14 protein-coding genes and 1 tRNA gene are annotated in these 17,547 nt (G+C 35.9%); 9 read left to right on the top strand and 6 right to left on the bottom strand.

All coding sequences use genetic code 11. From position 1 onward, the window contains the following. Positions 1–80: 80 nt before the first annotated feature. Together M0M57_RS05340 and M0M57_RS05345 are read left to right on the top strand one after the other, a co-directional pair. Positions 81–1,379, top strand: a complete 1,299-nt coding sequence (locus M0M57_RS05340) for an erythromycin esterase family protein (protein WP_248436066.1) — start codon at positions 81–83, stop codon at positions 1,377–1,379. A gap of 44 nt (positions 1,380–1,423) precedes the next feature. After that, positions 1,424–2,332 carry an NAD(P)/FAD-dependent oxidoreductase gene (locus M0M57_RS05345; RefSeq protein ID WP_248436068.1) on the top strand — a complete coding sequence of 303 codons (909 nt, stop codon included), beginning with the start codon at positions 1,424–1,426 and terminating at the stop codon, positions 2,330–2,332. 87 nt (positions 2,333–2,419) lie between these two features. Here M0M57_RS05345 and M0M57_RS05350 read toward each other — a convergent pair whose 3' ends face one another. Next, positions 2,420–2,716, bottom strand: coding sequence for a GIY-YIG nuclease family protein (locus M0M57_RS05350; protein WP_248436070.1), 297 nt, complete (start codon positions 2,714–2,716; stop codon positions 2,420–2,422). A gap of 329 nt (positions 2,717–3,045) precedes the next feature. Here M0M57_RS05350 and M0M57_RS05355 point away from each other — a divergent pair, with 329 nt between their 5' ends. After that, positions 3,046–4,086: an IS110 family RNA-guided transposase gene (locus tag M0M57_RS05355; protein ID WP_248432818.1), complete on the top strand. Its 1,041-nt coding sequence runs from the start codon at positions 3,046–3,048 to the stop codon at positions 4,084–4,086. Between the two features lie 208 nt (positions 4,087–4,294). On the opposite strand, the gene M0M57_RS05360 is transcribed toward M0M57_RS05355, so the two are convergent. The 3 genes from M0M57_RS05360 to M0M57_RS05370 all read right to left on the bottom strand — a co-directional run bounded on the left by M0M57_RS05360 (position 4,295) and on the right by M0M57_RS05370 (position 8,013). Then, positions 4,295–4,368 (bottom strand) — tRNA-Asn (locus M0M57_RS05360). Between the two features lie 219 nt (positions 4,369–4,587). Continuing rightward, entirely contained in the window at positions 4,588–5,910 is a 1,323-nt protein-coding gene (rseP, locus tag M0M57_RS05365) for an RIP metalloprotease RseP (RefSeq protein ID WP_248436072.1), read from the bottom strand. A gap of 78 nt (positions 5,911–5,988) precedes the next feature. After that, positions 5,989–8,013: a M1 family aminopeptidase gene (locus M0M57_RS05370; protein WP_248436074.1), complete on the bottom strand. Its 2,025-nt coding sequence runs from the start codon at positions 8,011–8,013 to the stop codon at positions 5,989–5,991. A gap of 86 nt (positions 8,014–8,099) precedes the next feature. On the opposite strand from M0M57_RS05370, the gene serS reads away from it, so the two are divergent. From serS to mgtE, 5 genes are all read left to right on the top strand, one after another. After that, positions 8,100–9,371, top strand: coding sequence for a serine--tRNA ligase (gene serS / locus M0M57_RS05375; RefSeq protein ID WP_248436076.1), 1,272 nt, complete (start codon positions 8,100–8,102; stop codon positions 9,369–9,371). A 75-nt stretch (positions 9,372–9,446) separates the two neighbouring features. Continuing rightward, positions 9,447–11,225, top strand: coding sequence for a tetratricopeptide repeat protein (locus M0M57_RS05380; protein ID WP_248436078.1), 1,779 nt, complete (start codon positions 9,447–9,449; stop codon positions 11,223–11,225). A gap of 144 nt (positions 11,226–11,369) precedes the next feature. Then, positions 11,370–11,699: a DUF4286 family protein gene (locus M0M57_RS05385; RefSeq protein WP_248436080.1), complete on the top strand. Its 330-nt coding sequence runs from the start codon at positions 11,370–11,372 to the stop codon at positions 11,697–11,699. A 93-nt stretch (positions 11,700–11,792) separates the two neighbouring features. Next, entirely contained in the window at positions 11,793–12,572 is a 780-nt protein-coding gene (rsmA, locus tag M0M57_RS05390) for a 16S rRNA (adenine(1518)-N(6)/adenine(1519)-N(6))-dimethyltransferase RsmA (protein WP_248436082.1), read from the top strand. Next, entirely contained in the window at positions 12,562–13,914 is a 1,353-nt protein-coding gene (mgtE, locus tag M0M57_RS05395) for a magnesium transporter (protein ID WP_248436083.1), read from the top strand. The genes rsmA and mgtE overlap by 11 nt, the downstream gene beginning before the upstream one ends. Before the next feature lie 118 nt (positions 13,915–14,032). On the opposite strand, the gene M0M57_RS05400 is transcribed toward mgtE, so the two are convergent. Beyond that, positions 14,033–14,509 carry a DinB family protein gene (locus M0M57_RS05400; protein WP_248436085.1) on the bottom strand — a complete coding sequence of 159 codons (477 nt, stop codon included), beginning with the start codon at positions 14,507–14,509 and terminating at the stop codon, positions 14,033–14,035. Between the two features lie 219 nt (positions 14,510–14,728). Here M0M57_RS05400 and thiL point away from each other — a divergent pair, with 219 nt between their 5' ends. Continuing rightward, positions 14,729–15,775, top strand: a complete 1,047-nt coding sequence (thiL, locus tag M0M57_RS05405) for a thiamine-phosphate kinase (protein ID WP_248436086.1) — start codon at positions 14,729–14,731, stop codon at positions 15,773–15,775. Between the two features lie 1,081 nt (positions 15,776–16,856). On the opposite strand, the gene M0M57_RS05410 is transcribed toward thiL, so the two are convergent. Beyond that, positions 16,857–17,522, bottom strand: a complete 666-nt coding sequence (locus tag M0M57_RS05410) for a response regulator transcription factor (RefSeq protein ID WP_248436087.1) — start codon at positions 17,520–17,522, stop codon at positions 16,857–16,859. Between the last annotated feature and the right edge of the window lie 25 nt (positions 17,523–17,547).

The following is a 17,547-nucleotide window of genomic DNA, read 5'->3' on the forward strand; positions in this document are numbered from 1 at the left end:
AACTACTTTCAAATTAAAGAAAAAAAGAATATATTTGGTTTAATTCAACTGACGAGCCCCATTTTAAGAAAAAAATTTTGATGAAAAAAATACTTTTAATTTTCACTTTTATTATTCCACTTCTTCTTACTTCTCAAAATGAAGAAACCATTGATTGGATAACCACTCATTCGATTGCAATTGAAGATGCGAATCCTGATTCTGAAATGATCCTTTTTAAGCAAAACACACCTACTAAATTTGACAATGCTACTCTTTATGGGTTTGGAGAAGCATCTCATAACACAAAAGAATTTTTTGACATCAAAGCAAAGTTTTTTAAACATTTAGTAAAAAATCAAGGTGTCAAAATTTTTATAATGGAAGAATCGTATCAAGCCGAAGCAGGAATTAACGAGTGGATTAGTGGAGGAAAAGGCGATATAAAAACGATAGCCGAAAATTTTAATGTGGGATTTTGGTATACTAAAGAAATCGTCAATCTTCTGGAATGGATGCAGGATTATAATGTAGATAAACCACGTGAAGAGCAAATTCGATTTTACGGAATGGATGTTCAAATAGGAGAAAAAATAAATCTGGAAATAAGAGAATTCATTACTAAGAATAAAATCTCTGTTGATGAAAACCTATTAACTGTAATAGATAGCTGTGCAAATAAAAAAATAGATTTTAGCAAAGCAGAAAGCTGGTGGCAAATTCAGACTCCAAAATTAAATGAACTAAAAGAGCAATTACTAAATTCAAAAACAAATAATAATGAAACCAAATCTATCGTAAGAAGTTTAGATTACTTGATAAGTTATACTGAATATGGATCATCAATTCAACAGAAATATCCCAAGAGTACAGAATTTAGGGATTTGAAAATGTTTGAAAATGTAAAATATATAGTAGAATATGAATCTAAGAATGGAAAAGCATTTATTTGGGCACATAATGAACACATTAATAAAAAAGAAATGTACTATACCGGAAGTAATATAATTAATTTAGGTCGTCATTTGAAGGATTATTATAGCGACAAGTATTATAGTGTTGGATTCGATTTTGGAACCGGAAAAATAAACGGTTATGTTACTGATAAAAAGAAAGGAAATCATTGGAAAACATATCATATAGAAAAGCCATTTCGAAAGACATATGCCAACACATTGATGTCCGTTGACAAGGATATTTATTTTGTGGATTTGGAAAACGCACTTAATAATGAACCAACCAATTTTTTTAGTGAAAAATCAAATCATTTAGTCATTGGCGGTGGTGGATATCAACCTAAACCTTTGCATAAGATTTTGGTCAGTAAAATATATACCGAAACGTATGATGGTTTAATTTTTGTTAAAAGCATATCGATACCCGATTATAAATTAAACTAATAAATGGTGTGCGAACTCCGCTACCATTTTCAATATTCAATACAATGACAGACCCTAAAAATTTTGATGTAATCATCATCGGTGGAAGTTATGCAGGACTTTCAGCAGGAATGGCATTAGGCCGAGCTTTACGAACAGTTTTAATCATTGATAGTGGTTTGCCTTGCAACCGGCAAACACCCCATTCGCATAATTTTATTACACAAGATGGCGAGAAACCAAAAGTTATTGCAGAGAAAGCCAAAGCACAGGTTTTAAAATACAATACGGTAAAATTCTTAAATGACCTTGCGGTTGATGGAAAGAAAACTGAAAAAGGTTTTACAATCACTACTAAAGCAGGCGAACTATTTGGAGCAAAAAAACTCATTTTTGCAACAGGAGTAAAAGACATTATGCCTAACATAGAAGGTTTTTCAGCATGTTGGGGAATTTCAGTCATCCATTGCCCCTACTGCCACGGTTACGAAGTAAAAAGCGAAAAAACAGGAATCTTGGCCAACGGAGATGCAGCACTACACTATGCTCAACTACTACGAAATTGGACAAAAGACCTGACCATTTTTACCAACGGAAAATCTACACTAACACCAGAACAAACCGAAAAAATCGACAAGCACGCCATTCCGATAATCGAAAAAGAAATTGCTCAACTGAAACACGAAAACGGTACTATCAGTCAAATCGTATTCAGAGACCATTCAACCTTTAACCTCAAAGCAATCTATTCGCGTCCTGACTTTGAGCAACATTGCAACATCCCCGAAATATTGGGTTGCGAACTCACTGAACAAGGTTTAGTAAAAGTAGATCTATTTCAAAAAACATCCGTTGCAAGTGTTTTTGCTTGTGGTGATAATGCGAGTCCATTGCGTTCCGTTTCCAATGCAGTTGCCGCAGGTGGCCTTGCAGGTGCTATGGTAAATAATATTATGACTGAGGAAGAGTTTTAGCACTTAAAAGTACAACCATCATACAACTTCTCCACCGTGGCGAACTAGAACAAATCCCGATAGCTATTTGTACCGATATTACCTAGGTTAACAATCAGATGTCGCGTACTTATTTAGTAATTTAGAAGTAATCTCAGGATATATAGCAAGATTCTCAATATACACTTTGCTCTTCATCGCTTTGATATGTTTTTCAATGGCCAAAGCTTGATTTTTAGAAGTACATGCTAACGAAAAGAACAAAGTCCAATCGTCTGCTTTGTAAGTAAATTTTCGTGCTTGTGTGTCATGGAGATGGAAGTCTAGTCTCAAGTCTAGATTAGTGGTATAACCGATATAAAACCGGTTTAGCTTTTGGGAGTGTAGAATGTAAACTATGTGCATGGCGGATAAATTTAAAATAAAAAATTGACACTTTCGTATCAGGCTTTCTGCTCTTTCTTTTGGGCTCGAACCAATCCCGATAGCTCCTATGTTTGCAAAATAAAGTTGATATTATAAATTTGAAGAAATAAAGTGAAAAGAAAGAGAGTATACCGATGGCTAAATAACTCTTGAAGTATATTGTTCGATAGATATTACCTCTTTCTTTTTTATCTTTTAGAGTTTGAACAGAATGTAAAGAATTGAGTATTGCTTAATATCTTGAATATCCAACTAGGAGAAAAGACGAAGGAAGATACATCACTTTATCAATTACTAATATTAAAAAAATGATTAAAAAATTATTAAAACAAGTCGCAGGAATTGATGTTGCTCAAAAGGAATTAGTCATTACTTTAGGCCGTATATATGAAGATTTCAACATTGAGTTATTTAGTTACAAAGTTTTTAAAAACAGTGATTCTGGAATTAAATCATTGGTTGAATGGGTAAATAAGCAAATAGATAAAGAGCTTCCCATACGTTACGTTATGGAAGCAACCGGAGTTTATCATCAAAAGTTTGCATATCATTTAGTCGATAACGGTTGTGAGGTAAGTATTGTATTACCCAATAAGATTAGTAATTACATACGAACCTTAGAACAAAAAACAGTAACCGATAAGAGTTGTTCGCAAGCAATTGCACAATTTGGATTAGAGCGAAAATTAGATCGATGGACAAAGCCTAAAAGCATTTACAGGGAGCTACAACAGCTTACCCGTGAAAGAGAGCAAATTGTTCAAGAGAGGAGTAATATTAAAAACCAAATACATGCTGAAAGTGTAGAAGCTATGCCAAATGAACGAAGTCTTGATAGGATGAAAAAGAGAATAGTATTATTGAATTTACAAGAAAAAGAAATAAAAAAAGAAATCAACGAAATTACAAAAGCTGATCTTCAAGTGTCCAATATCATCAAAAGAGTTACATCAATACCTGGTGTTGGTGAATTAACCGCAGTGACAGTTTTAGCGGAAACAAACGGTTTTGAATTAATAAGAAACAAATCTCAGCTAACTAGTTATGCAGGACTGGATGTAAAAGAAAAGCAATCAGGAACCTCAGTAAAGGGGAAGCCAAGAATATCCAAGAAAGGAAATAGGTTTTTAAGAAAATCATTGCATTTACCAGCATTAAGTGCTGTAAAATGGGATGAAAATTTTAAAAGTGTTTACGCAAGATTAGTGTCTAAACACGGTATTAAAATGAAAGCTTTGGTAGCAGTTCAAAGAAAGTTACTCGAACTAATCTATATTTTATTCAAAAATGAAACAGTTTACGATAAAGAATATATAACAAAAAATAGCGTGCAAACACAAATGGTTTAAACACGCTATAGAGACTAGTTCAGAGACTGTCTTGAAAAACAAAACTAATAAAAATTTAGATTTTATTTTGGAAATCAACACAGAATCTATCGGGACTATGATTAACAGTCAGATGCATCTTTATATAGTATATGAAAAATAAACTTTACTTAAACATTAAGGAAAGTATATAAACAAAAAAAGCCTGACATTTCTGTCAAGCTTTTTGCTCCCCCTCTTGGGCTCGAACCAAGGACCCTCTGATTAACAGTCAGATGCTCTAACCAACTGAGCTAAGGAGGAATAACCGTATAGGTTATAATATTTTCAACATTTCAATTTAGAACTTAAACTTCTTAGCTCGAACCAATCCCGATAGCTATCGGGACTCTGATTAACAGTCAGATGCTCTAACCAACTGAGCTAAGGAGGAAGGTGTATAACCTTTTTTGCGAGTGCAAATATAAAGCGAAAAATGATTTATCCAAACAAAATCTGCACTTTTTTACACTTTTTATTTTATTATTTTCCGGTGACCAAATGCCAGATGTCGTTCCCAAACACTAATGCCATCAATGTCAGCAAAATAACTACTCCGATTGTTTGAGCCACTTCTAAAGTTTTTTCGGTTGGTTTTTTGCGGGTAACTATTTCAATTAAAATAAATACGGCATGACCACCGTCTAATCCCGGAATCGGAAGCACATTCAAGAACGCCAACCACACTGAAAACATCGCTGTAAACGACCAGAAAAATGTCCAATCCCACGTTGGTTTAAAGATTTTAAACATTCGCAACGGACCACTTACTTGTTTGTACGCTTCCGTTTTGGTATTAAAAATGATTTTAAATTGTTTTATTTGTCCGGTTAAGGTTGTAATGGTTTTATTAAAACCAGCCGGTATAGATTGTGCAAAAGAAACTTCTTTCGTTACATAAGCTTCTTTTAACGTATTTGCTCTATGATAAAAACCAAGTTTGGCATCAGCGGTTGTTTTGGCTTTAACCACTATTGTTTCGTTATTACGAATAACTTTAATATCAATACTATCATTCTTGTGTTGACTTATTTCTGCAATAAATTCATCATAGTAAGCAACATTTGTATTGTCAATCGCTATGATTTTATCTCCCAATTTCAATCCTGCTAAATCAGCCGGTTGTCCTATCAACAAAGAATCTACAACAACTTCTTCACGAGCAGCTAAAAAGTTCTTACCCGCTCTTTTAATTACGTCACGCTTACCTTCATCAGACAAATCAAACGTTAGCTCTTTTCCGTCTCTTAAAACAGTTATATCATCTCCAAATAAAATTTCTAATGGCAATTGTTCAAACTTCGCTTGTGATTTACCATCTACTTTCAAAATTTGATCCCCATTTTTTAATCCTAAAATGGTTCCAACAGAATCAACTGCAATTCCGTGTGTGATTTTTGAATTATCAATGAAATTATCTCCGTGATTGATGAAAAGACAGGCATAAATTATCCATGCCAAAAAGAAATTCACGATTACACCACCCATGATGATGATTAAACGTTGCCAGGCCGGTTTGCTACGGTATTCCCAAGGTTGTGGCTCTTGTTTGAGTTGCTCCTTGTCCATGCTTTCGTCAATCATTCCGGCAATTTTTACATAACCGCCCATTGGCAACCATCCGATTCCGTATTCGGTTTCGCCGATTTTTTTCTTAACCAAAGAAAACCAAGGATTAAAGAAAAGATAGAATTTTTCAATTTTTGTTTTAAAGTATTTTGCCGGTAAAAAATGTCCTAATTCGTGAAGTATTACCAGAAAAGAAAGGCACAAAATCAACTGTGCTATTTGAATTAATGTTTCCATTGATGTGTTTTAAATTTCAAAATCGTGCACAAAAGTAAGGTTTTCACTTTACAATTGAATTGATTTTGTTAAATGGCGTTAGTTTTTTATAAATTTTTTATGAAAAGTTCCTTCGGAAGTAAGTAAGCTAATATAATAAATCCCGCTAGAAAGTGCTGAAACGTCAATATTTGAATTGTTAGTTTCTTTAATTTGTTGACCTAAATGATTGAAGATAATTGCTTTTTCAAAGTTAATGGTTTCAGGAATTTGAATAATCAATTCCGTTGAAGCAGGATTAGGATACAACTGAATTACTGCAGCTAAATCAATTGAATTGATACCCAAAATTGCATTATTGTTTCTTGAAATAATATGTCTGTTTGGGTCAAAATCCACATCTGTAATCACAAAAGGAACATTTACAATAAATTGTTGTCCGTTTGCTGTATGTTCTAAAACAACATCAAAAACTTGATTTCCTGATCCGTAAAGTCTAATTTCAACAGGCATTTCAAAAAAATTAACATTCCAATGCGATTGAATTTGGTTTATTGTTACAGCCGCTTGATTGTTGCCAATATTGCTCACCGAAACAGTGTACGTTGGATGCCCTTGACCATACACCCAATCTTCAAAAAACTCAGTCAAATCCATTCCGGAAGTAGCTTCTAAATGCATTTGTAAATCATCCGTCACCGCATATCCAAATGCCAATAAAGGATCGGCTAAATAATTTTTTAATCCCTGAAAGAAATTTTGATCGCCAATTTTCCAACGTAGCATGTGCACAACCATGGCTCCTTTGTTGTAGCTCAATCGGCTACTAAAAATTCGATTTACATTAAGAGCTTCATTTTCTGTTAAGTAAACCGCTCCATTATTAGCAGAGGTGATGTTATTAATTACACCATTTTTCCAAGAAACAAAATTATCCGGGCCATCTAAATTTTCTACTACCAAACCTGAAAGATAAGTAGCAAATCCTTCATTTAGCCAAATGTCTCTCCAGGTTCCGCAGGTAACTTTATTTCCAAACCATTGGTGACCCAACTCGTGTGCAATTAAACTTCTCCCAAAGCTTCCCATAAACGAAACCGTGGTGTGTTCCATTCCGCCTCCCCAACTAAATTGGGCGTGACCGTATTTTTCATTGGCATACGGATAGGTTTCAAACAATTCTTCAAACAAATCCATAATCGGAAGTGTTACAGCCAAGCTGTTTTGAGCAGAATTTAGATTTTCGGGATAAATATAATTCACAATCGGAAATTCGTTTGGAGCAGTTCCTGCTTGCTGCGTAAAAACACTATAGTTAGTTACCGCAATAGCAATTAAATAGGCCGGAATAGGATAATTATGTTGAAAGTGAGTGGTTTTTGTGCCATCACCATTATCAATACTGCTTAGCTGAACACCGTTTGCAACACTTGTATATTGCGATGGAGCTGTTATAAACACATCGATGTTGTCAATTTTGTCATTCAAATCTTGCTTGCATGGCCACCAATCTCTTGCTCCAAAAGGTTGAGAAAGTGTCCATAACACGGGAACACCATTGTGCTCATCTGTGGCAAAACCTTCTTCGGATGTATCAGGTGCTCCGGCATAGCTTACAGAAATAGTATTGGTTGTTCCAGAAGCAATTGTGGCTGGAAATGTAATAACAAGTTCTTTACTAATGGCATTATGAACATAAGGTAACGATTGATTGTTCATCATCACAGAACCTACTGTAATTCTACTAGAAAAAAATGGATTATTTGAATTGGTAATTCTGCCTAAATCAAACGTAATCGAATTCATGTTTTCCAAGGCAATAAAATCGGTGGTTACATTTCCGCTGATAAAATATTCTGCCGGATCAACATCAAACTCCAATCGATGATAAATTACATCATAATTGGCTGTATTAGGGTTGGCTTGAATATCAAAAAGTGAGGAAGAAGATTTTAATTCTGCCTCAGCAATTTCATTAATTTCTTTCAAATAATCTTGTGCAGTAATCGAAAAACTTGCTAAAAGAAATAAATTAAGTAGGATTTTATTCATTTTATTTAAAAATTGATTGCCAAATGTAGAAAATTGTATTGATTTATCATATTTCTTTCTGTTTTTTAGCATTTGTTTAAACGTTTTTCATTTTCAAAAACTGTTCTTTTCGTTCCAAAACATTTATGTACATTTGCCTTCGCAAAAAAACAATTATTATGTTACAATTAGCTGTTATTCGTGAGAATAAAGAAAAAGTGATTAAAGCATTGGCTAAAAGAAATTTAGACGCCAACAATTTAGTTGAAACGGTTTTAGATTTAGATGAAAAAAGAAGATCAACTCAGGTAGAATTGGATAACATTTTGGCCGAGTCAAACCTTCTTTCGAAAGAAATTGGCGAAATGATGAAATCGGGCGAAAAAGCAAAAGCTGAAATCGTCAAACAAAAAACAGCTCAATTAAAAGAGAAAAGCAAAGAATTATCGGAGAAACTAGAAGCATTTACCACTTCTCTTTCCGAAGAATTATATAAAATTCCGAACACGCCGGCGGACATCGTTCCGGAAGGAAAAACACCTGAGGATAATTTAACTGTTCACCAAGAAGGTGACATTCCGGTATTGCACGAAGGTGCTTTGCCACATTGGGATTTGGTAAAAAAATATGACATTATCGACTTTGAACTAGGTGTAAAAATCACCGGTGCAGGTTTCCCTGTTTACAAAGGAAAAGGAGCCCGACTTCAACGTGCGTTGATTGCTTATTTCTTAGATAAAAATACCGAAGCGGGTTACCAAGAAATTCAAGTTCCGCATTTGGTAAACGAAGCATCCGGTTTTGGAACAGGTCAATTGCCTGATAAAGAAGGACAAATGTACCACGTTGGTGTAGATGATTTATATTTAATTCCAACGGCTGAAGTTCCGGTTACCAATTTGTTTCGCGATGTGATTTTAAATGAAAATGAATTACCGGTTTTATGTACAGCCTACACACCATGTTTCCGAAGAGAAGCTGGTTCGTATGGTGCTCATGTTCGTGGATTAAACCGTTTGCATCAATTTGACAAAGTAGAAATTGTTCGTATTGAACATCCTGATAATTCATACGCAGCTTTGGATGGAATGGTAGAACACGTAAAAACATTACTGCAAGAATTGAAATTACCGTATCGTATTTTGCGTTTATGCGGTGGCGATATGGGCTTTACTTCTTCGTTAACGTATGATTTTGAAGTGTTTTCAACTGCTCAAGATCGTTGGTTGGAAATCAGTTCTGTCTCTAATTTTGAAACCTTTCAAGCCAATCGTTTGAAGTTGCGTTTTAAAGATAAAGATGGGAAAAACCAATTGGCACACACGTTAAACGGAAGTTCTTTGGCATTGCCAAGAGTTTTAGCCGGAATCATCGAAAATTATCAAACTCCGGAAGGAATTGTGATTCCTGAAGTATTGCGTCCGTACACCGGATTCGACATTATCAACTAAAAAAGTTAATCTTTATACAATCAATGTACTAATTGGCCAAAAAAAGCTATTTTAGTACATTGTTTTTTAAACGCTATGCACAAATTTATTATTCTACTCTTTCTAATTTTCTCGTCAATTGTTTCATCACAAAATGAACAATTGGCTCAGAACTATTATGAACGAGGCGAATTTGAAAAAGCATTGTTGAGTTATCAAGAACTATTGAAAACCCAACCATCCAACGGAATTTACTTTCTTCGAGTGGTTGATTGTTATCAACAATTGCTTCAGTTTGATAAGGCGGAAACTGCTCTTCAGGAACGATTGACAAAATTTAAAATGGCCAATTTGTATGTGGAATTGGGATACAATTATCAGTTGCAAAAAAATCAAGAAAAAGCCGATATACATTATAAAACGGCGATTGAAAAAATAAACGAAAATACTTCTAATGTGTATGGAATAGCTTCTTCTTTTGAAAAGAAAGTACTGTTAGACTATGCCTTGAAAGCTTATCAAACCGCCATTTCGTTAGATCCAAAATACAAATTTAATTATCAAATGGCTCAACTTTACGGGCAAATGGGTAAGCAAGATTTGATGATTGAAAAGTATTTAGAAGAAATGTATGAAAATCCGCAAAACAGCGTCATGGTTCAAAATCAATTGACCCGATTTATGAACGATCAAGCGGGAGATTCTTTTAACGAAACGCTTCGAAAAGCTTTGTTGGTAAAAGTTCAAAAAAACCAAGATCTCTTTTGGAATCAAATGTTAAGCTGGTTTTTCGTACAACAAAAAGAATATGGAAAAGCTTTTATTCAGGAAAAAGCCATTTATAAAAGAGAACCGGATTCTTTTTCAAACATTGTCAATTTAGCCGAACTTGCCATTGAAGAAAATGAAGATGAAGTGGCCACAGAAATTTTGACTTTTATATTACAAAATACCCAAGATTTAGATTTGCAGATTTTTGCCCAAGACTATTTGATGCGAATTAGAATTGAGAAAGCCAAAAAAGCAGATTATGCTAAAATTGAATCAGAAATAGAATTGTTATTGAAACAATACGGAGTGAGTCCGTATTCGTTGGCTTTGCAACGGTTACAAGCAGAATTTTTGGCCTTTTATCAAAACAATCCCGAAAAAGGAAAGTTAGTTTTGGAAAAAGCAATGCAACTGCCGTTGAATAAATTTCAATTAGCGGAAGCTAAAATGGAATTGGCGGATATTTTATTATATGAAGAAAAATTCAATCAAGCTTTATTGTATTATTCGCAAATTGAAGAAGATTTAAAAAATGACGTTTTGGGTCACGAAGCCAGTTTGAAAGCTGCCAAAACTAGTTATTTTAAAGCCGATTTTGATTGGGCTTTAACGCAGTTAAAAGTATTAAAATCGGCTTCCACACAACTCATTGCCAACGATGCGTTGGAGTTATTCCTGTTAATCAACGACAACACCGTAGCCGATTCCACCCGAACTGCCTTGAAGAAATTCTCTAAAGGCGATTTTTACCTATATCAAAATAAAAACCAAGAAGCTTTAACGCAATTTCAACAAATTTTAAAAGACCATAAAGGGGAAGAAATTGAAGATGAAACCATTTTGCGAATTGGTGAAACCTACCAAGAATTAACCGATTACAACAACGCTTTGTCTTTCTACCAACAAATCATAGACAATCATCCCGAAAGCATTTACCGTGATGAAGCTTTATTTTTCTCGGCAGAAATCTACAATAAACACCTCAATCAACCTGAAAAAGCAAAACCATTATACGAAGCCGTTCTTTTTAATCATCAAGACAGCATCCATTTTGTGGAATCCCGAAAGAATTTCAGGCAGCTTCGTGGCGATTCAAATTTATAAAAAAAATTTCCGCAACTCGCTCCCCACTCCTTTGTAAGGCACCGATAGTTATCGGCAGGTGGTGAGGTAGAAAAACAATAATTAACAACATAATCACACCTCGTCTCCCCCTCCTTCGGAGGGGTTGGGGGGAGGAAAAATAATATGATCCTATACAACGTAACCATCAACATCGAACAAAGCGTCCACGACCAATGGCTTCATTGGATGCAATCTAAACACATTCAAGACGTTTTAGCCACCGGAAAATTCACCTCTGCCCGAATGGTAAAAGTATTAGTGGAAGAAGAAGGCAGCACGACCTACTCGATTCAATATACAGCAGAAAACAAAGAAAAATTAGAAAGCTATTACCGCGAAGATGCTCCGCGATTACGCCAAGAAGGACTCGCTCTTTTTGCCGATAAAATGCTCGCCTTCCGAACAGAATTGCAAGTCATCAGTGAGCATTTCCCAAAATCTGCTCTGCAGTAAAACGCAGCTTATTGTATGCAAAAAAAGAAATAAAAATTTTAAAATAAAACCTCGTCTCCCCCTCCTTTGGAGGGGGTCGGGGGGAGGATAAAAATGGAAAAAGTAAAAGCAAAAAAACACCTCGGTCAACATTTTCTCAACGATGAAAACATCGCTCAAAAAATAGCCGATTCGTTAACGTTGGAAGGTTATCAAAACGTCTTGGAAATCGGTCCGGGAATGGGCGTGCTCACCAAATACCTGCTCGATAAACCCATTACAACGTTTGTGATTGAGATTGATACTGAATCAGTGACCTATTTACAAAACCATTACCCAAAATTAGACGGAAAAATCATTTCAAAAGATTTTCTAAAATATAATTTATCAGAAGTTTTAGGAACCGAACCCTTTGCTATCATTGGAAATTTTCCCTACAATATTTCTACCCAAATTGTTTTTAAAACGTTAGAACTAAGAAACCAAATTCCCGAATTTTCAGGAATGTTTCAAAAAGAAGTAGCCGAACGCATTTGTGAAAAAAAAGGAACAAAAGCCTACGGAATTCTATCCGTTTTAACCCAAGCTTTTTATGAAGCAGAATATCTTTTTACGGTTTCCGAACATGTTTTTATTCCACCACCAAAAGTGAAATCGGGTGTTTTACGTTTAAAACGAAAAGAAAACTATCAATTGCCTTGTGATGAAAAATTATTTTTCACAGTCGTAAAAACGGCTTTCAACCAACGTAGAAAAACACTTCGTAACAGTTTAAAAACATACCAACTGTCTGATAATTTAAAAGAAGATAGTATCTTTGACCTCAGACCGGAGCAACTTTCGGTAGAACAATTTATTGATCTCACGCAAAAAATAGCCGCCGATGGAGTTTAAAATCAGCAGAGAATTTCTCAGTCAAATTGAGCAATTAATTAAGGAAAATAAGGAGCAGGAATTAAACGACTTGCTTCACGAAATCCACTATGCTGATATTGCCGAAATCATGGAGGAACTTGATGATTACGGAGCTATTTACATTTTTAACACGTTAGATTCCGAAAAAACATCCGAAATTCTTCTTGAATTAGATGAAGAAGTTCGTGTAAAAATCCTTCGGAAATTAACCCCAAAAGAAATTGCCGAAGAGTTAGACGAACTTTCCACCGATGACGCGGCCGACATTATTGCCGAACTTCCGCAAGAGCGAAAAGAACAAGTAATCTCTGAGTTAGAAGACGTTGAACACGCCAAAGACATTGTCGATTTGTTGCGTTACGACGAAGATTCTGCCGGAGGTTTAATGGGAAAAGAGCTAGTGAAAGTGAATGAAAATTGGAACGTACTCACGTGTGTGAAAGAAATGCGAATTCAAGCTGAAAACGTTTCCCGAGTACATTCTATTTATGTTGTTGATGACGAAAATCGTCTCAAAGGCAGATTGTCGCTCAAAGATTTATTAACCACTTCCACCAAAACACCCATTAGCGAAGTCTATATTCCAAAAGTAGATTATGTTCGGGTTGACACGAAAGACGTTGAAGTGGCTCGAATCATGCAAAAATACGACTTGGAAGCCATTCCGGTTGTAGATGAACTAGGACGATTGGTTGGGCGGATTACCATCGACGACATCATCGACGTCATCAAAGAAGAAGCCGATAAAGATTACCAGTTAGCCGCCGGTATCTCGCAGGACGTTGAAGCAGATGACAGCATTCTCGAACTCACCAAAGCTCGCCTACCATGGTTGGTTTTGGCTCTTTTAGGCGGATTCATCGCCGTAAAAGTCTCCGGACAATTTGAGGGAGCAATGAAAGACTATGGCGTTTTATTCTTTTTCACACCACTAATTGCCGCAATGGCAGGAAATGTGGGAGTTCAATCATCTGCAATTATCGTTCAAGGTTTAGCAAACAATACATTAGGTGGAACCATTTGGCAACGACTTTATAAAGAAATGCGGTTGAGCCTTTTTAATGGTCTAATTCTCTCCGTAATTCTTCTTCTTGGCAGTCATTTTCTTCTCGGAGTCGAATACATAATCGGTATCACTGTGGCCATCGCACTCATTTCTGTAATCGTTATTGCATCGCTCATCGGAACGTTTGTACCCATCACACTAAACAAATACGGCATCGATCCCGCACTCGCCACAGGCCCATTTATTACCACCAGCAACGACATTTTCGGAATTTTAATCTATTTTTCCATCGCAAAAGCCATCTTGGGTTTTTAAATTAAGTAACGATTTTCAAACCCTTTACGATAGTAAGTTGCATTAAGAATAAAAACTCAATGCAACCTACTAGCTACTTTATATACAAAATTATTGTTTTATTTAAATAATACAAAACCTATCTCTCCCAAAAGAAAGGTGGCTCAATTCCTAAAGCTCTCAGGTACACATACCCTTGTCCGCGGTGGTGAACTTCGTTATCAATAAAATAAAAAACATTTTCGATAATCGGAAACTCATATTGCCCAAAAAGATTGAAGGTTTTACTGAAATCTTCAACGGGTAACAAACCCCAATAGTGATTAATTTCTTCTGTGGCTTTGTCCCATTTTGCCAAATAGTCGGCCTTGGTTTTTCCGTTATCGGTGTTTTCGTCGTAAGGTTTTACTTCACGGTTCACGATGCCTTTCATAGCCGGAGCACCAATGGCTAACAATTCTGAAGTCAATTCGGCAAACGTTCGCATACCGCCAACAGAAAATTCAAAAAAATCTTTTTCAGGAAAGGCTTCAATCACTTTTCGGGTTAACGAACGGTGACCTTGCCAGTGTTTTAACAAATCTTCTTTACTGATTACTTGGGCTGTTGTTGTCATAATTTTTTATTATTTAATGATTAATACTGCAAAGTTATTGGCAGGAAGTGACAACAGTTTGTCAGTAGGATTTGCTTTTTTTTTATTTTAACATATAAATTTTAAACCTTGTATTTCACTGTAGCTAATACAAAGCTACTTCTCAAAATCCCACGGTTAAAACCGTGGGCTGTGTAGATTTCCTAAAATCTTACTACCTTTGCACTTCATAAAAACACTATGTTAGAAGAAAAATCACCTCAACGCACTTCCATCGCTCAATTGGGCGAATTCGGTTTAATCGACCATTTAACCAAACATTTTGACATCAACCAACCTTCCACTATAAAAGGAATTGGCGACGATGCTGCAGTATTGGATTTCAAGGATAAAAAAACCGTCGTTACAACCGATTTGTTAGTCGAAGGCGTGCATTTTGATTTGGCCTATATGCCTTTAAAACATTTAGGTTACAAAGCCGTGGTGGCGAACGTTTCCGACATTTGTGCGATGAATGCCAAACCCACGCAAATAACCATTTCCATTGCAGTTTCTAACCGATTTCCGCTCGAAGCGTTAGAAGATTTATTTGCCGGAATTACACACGCTTCTAAAGAATATAATGTGGATGTTATTGGTGGCGATACCACTTCTTCTCAAAAAGGATTAATCATTTCCATCACCGCTTTGGGCGAAGCCAATGCAGAAGATATTGTGTACCGAAGTGGAGCAAAAGAAAACGATTTGCTTGTGGTAACCGGCGACATCGGTGCGGCTTATATGGGTTTACAAGTGCTTGAACGCGAAAAACAAGTGTTCCAAGTCAACCCCAACAACCAACCGGATTTAGACAATTATACGTACCTAATCGAACGTCAACTGAAACCCGAAGCCAGAAAAGACATCAAAGACTTACTCGAAAAACTCGAAGTAAAACCCACTTCCATGATTGATATTTCCGATGGTTTATCCTCCGAAGTCATGCATCTCTGCAAGCAATCCAACGTAGGTTGCACGATTTACGAAGAGAAATTACCGCTCGATCCGCAACTCATCTCCGTTTGCGAAGAATTCAACATCGACAGCACAACAGTAGCCATCAACGGCGGCGAAGATTACGAACTACTTTTCACCATCGCTATCGAAGATTTCGACAAAATCAAAGCCAATCCCAACCTCACCGTCATCGGTCACATGAATAAAGAAACCGAGGGCAAACATTTGGTCACGCGAGCCAATCAAAAAATAGAACTCAAAGCCAGAGGCTGGAATGCATTAGAAGAATAAGTTGGGCGTGCCCCTCCGCAAGCTCCGGGTCGGGCTATCCGCTGCAAGTCCTCGCAAAAAACACCATTTTCTTCAACCCAAAAAGAGCTTCCGTTAGTCGCTTTTTTGGACTGAGAAAATTGGTGTTTTTTTGCTCCGGGCTTTCCGCTTCTATCCCGCACGCGGGTTTGTGCCAAGAAAGAAGTTTGGTTCATAAACCTCACCCCCAACCCCTCTCCAAGAGAGAAGGGAGCGAGCTGAAGTAAAATCATGAGATTTCTATTTTTTAAGTTTTATAGTATTTGTGAAATTTTTTAATCCGTGACAATTCGTGCAACCTGCCTGGCGGCAGGCAGGTTCATGTCAAATAAACTCAGTTATTTTTAGCAACCTCATCAAAACAAAAAAAGCGATACAGTAGGTGTATCGCTTTTTTTGGTTTTAACTTTTTTAAGTAGCTGTTTTTGGTTGAATCAGATCTTTCGTTGGGGCAAAAGGGTGGTATTTCTTTTTCGATGTGGCTACTTAGAACGTTCTTGGGTCAATATTTTTAATTATGAATAACTAACTCTTTATTGATGATGTAAAGATATGTTGATCACTTTAAATTCTAAATACGGGTTCACTCAGAATGTGTTACGGGTTTGTGCCTTTTTTGATGTGGTTTCCCGTAAATAACAATTAGCTACTGATTTGGGTTTAGCTTTGTCAAAGTTTTGAACTTTGACAAAGCTTTTGGATTTTTTTCAATTACTTTCAAAACCTCTCACCTCCCCTCTCCTTTGGAGAGGGGAGCAAGCTTTGAAAAATTCGTGCAATTCGTGGCTAAAGAGCAAACAAAAAAGCGATAGTTTGGGGCCTATCGCTTTTAAATTTTTTTTTGAGTGTCCGATTAGTAGGTCAAGTCTTGGGGACTTACAAAAGGGTGGTATTTTTTCGGTTTACTCTTCTTTCGTTCTTAGGTTGCTCAGAAACTTCAGTATGCTAACTAACTCGATGTAAAAGTAAATTGATTTTCAGATAATTAGTTACGGTTTACCGCAAATCTTGTTGCGGTTTTATGCCAATTTTAGTACGGTTTTATACAATAAAAAAGGGTTGACTAAATCAACCCTTTGTTTTTTGCTTCCGTAATCAGTTCGATATCACTACTTCCCTTGACGTGAAGAATCTCTTTTAAATTGAGCTTTCGCTTCTCAATAGCACTCAACGAAAGTGGCACATAACTCGGAATATCTTTGGTTTTTATGCCTTTTGACAAATGATATAAAATTTGTTTATCAAACTCATCTACTTGTAAATTTTCATATTGCGATTGGCTCACAAACTTCACAACTGTTTGACTGTAGTAATTATCGTTGTTTAAAATTTTATTAAACGCATTAAGCAATTCATCAAAGGTTAAATCATTTTTAATAATTAGTCCGTTTGGGTTAATTTCTTTAATAATGGTATTTATTTTGATTAATTCGGTGTGCATCGTAAGCAAAATAATCTTGCAGTCCGGCATTAGTTTACGAAGTAATTTTGCCAAATCTTCACCCGACATGATGTTTTTTTCTTCATAAGGTGGCATACTGATGTCTAAAAACGCAATATCAAATGCTTGCGTTGCTGTGGTGATGGTTTCATAAGCCATCTTACAATTGTTTGCTTGTGTAGTAGTATATTCAAATGAATTTGCACTGTAACTCTTTAACGCATTTTTATAGGCCTCGATGATAAATGGGTGATCATCAACAATAACGATTTGGTAGTTTTTTGACATGATTTAGTTGTTGGTTGTATTTTTG

It is taken from the genome of Flavobacterium azooxidireducens (assembly GCF_023195775.1).
GTDB classification, from domain to species: Bacteria; Bacteroidota; Bacteroidia; order Flavobacteriales; family Flavobacteriaceae; genus Flavobacterium; species Flavobacterium azooxidireducens.

Bases quoted from the DNA above. Each gene is read 5' to 3' on its own strand.
- M0M57_RS05345 (WP_248436068.1), top strand. From the start codon at position 1,424: ATGACAGACCCTAAAAATTTTGATGTAATCATCATCGGTGGAAGTTAT.
- M0M57_RS05380 (WP_248436078.1), top strand. From the start codon at position 9,447: ATGCACAAATTTATTATTCTACTCTTTCTAATTTTCTCGTCAATTGTT.
- M0M57_RS05350 (WP_248436070.1), bottom strand. From the start codon at position 2,716: ATGCACATAGTTTACATTCTACACTCCCAAAAGCTAAACCGGTTTTAT.
- rseP (WP_248436072.1), bottom strand. From the start codon at position 5,910: ATGGAAACATTAATTCAAATAGCACAGTTGATTTTGTGCCTTTCTTTT.
- M0M57_RS05385 (WP_248436080.1), top strand. From the start codon at position 11,370: ATGATCCTATACAACGTAACCATCAACATCGAACAAAGCGTCCACGAC.
- M0M57_RS05340 (WP_248436066.1), top strand. From the start codon at position 81: ATGAAAAAAATACTTTTAATTTTCACTTTTATTATTCCACTTCTTCTT.
- mgtE (WP_248436083.1), top strand. From the start codon at position 12,562: ATGGAGTTTAAAATCAGCAGAGAATTTCTCAGTCAAATTGAGCAATTA.
- M0M57_RS05400 (WP_248436085.1), bottom strand. From the start codon at position 14,509: ATGACAACAACAGCCCAAGTAATCAGTAAAGAAGATTTGTTAAAACAC.
- M0M57_RS05355 (WP_248432818.1), top strand. From the start codon at position 3,046: ATGATTAAAAAATTATTAAAACAAGTCGCAGGAATTGATGTTGCTCAA.
- rsmA (WP_248436082.1), top strand. From the start codon at position 11,793: ATGGAAAAAGTAAAAGCAAAAAAACACCTCGGTCAACATTTTCTCAAC.
- M0M57_RS05410 (WP_248436087.1), bottom strand. From the start codon at position 17,522: ATGTCAAAAAACTACCAAATCGTTATTGTTGATGATCACCCATTTATC.
- M0M57_RS05370 (WP_248436074.1), bottom strand. From the start codon at position 8,013: ATGCTAAAAAACAGAAAGAAATATGATAAATCAATACAATTTTCTACA.
- thiL (WP_248436086.1), top strand. From the start codon at position 14,729: ATGTTAGAAGAAAAATCACCTCAACGCACTTCCATCGCTCAATTGGGC.
- serS (WP_248436076.1), top strand. From the start codon at position 8,100: ATGTTACAATTAGCTGTTATTCGTGAGAATAAAGAAAAAGTGATTAAA.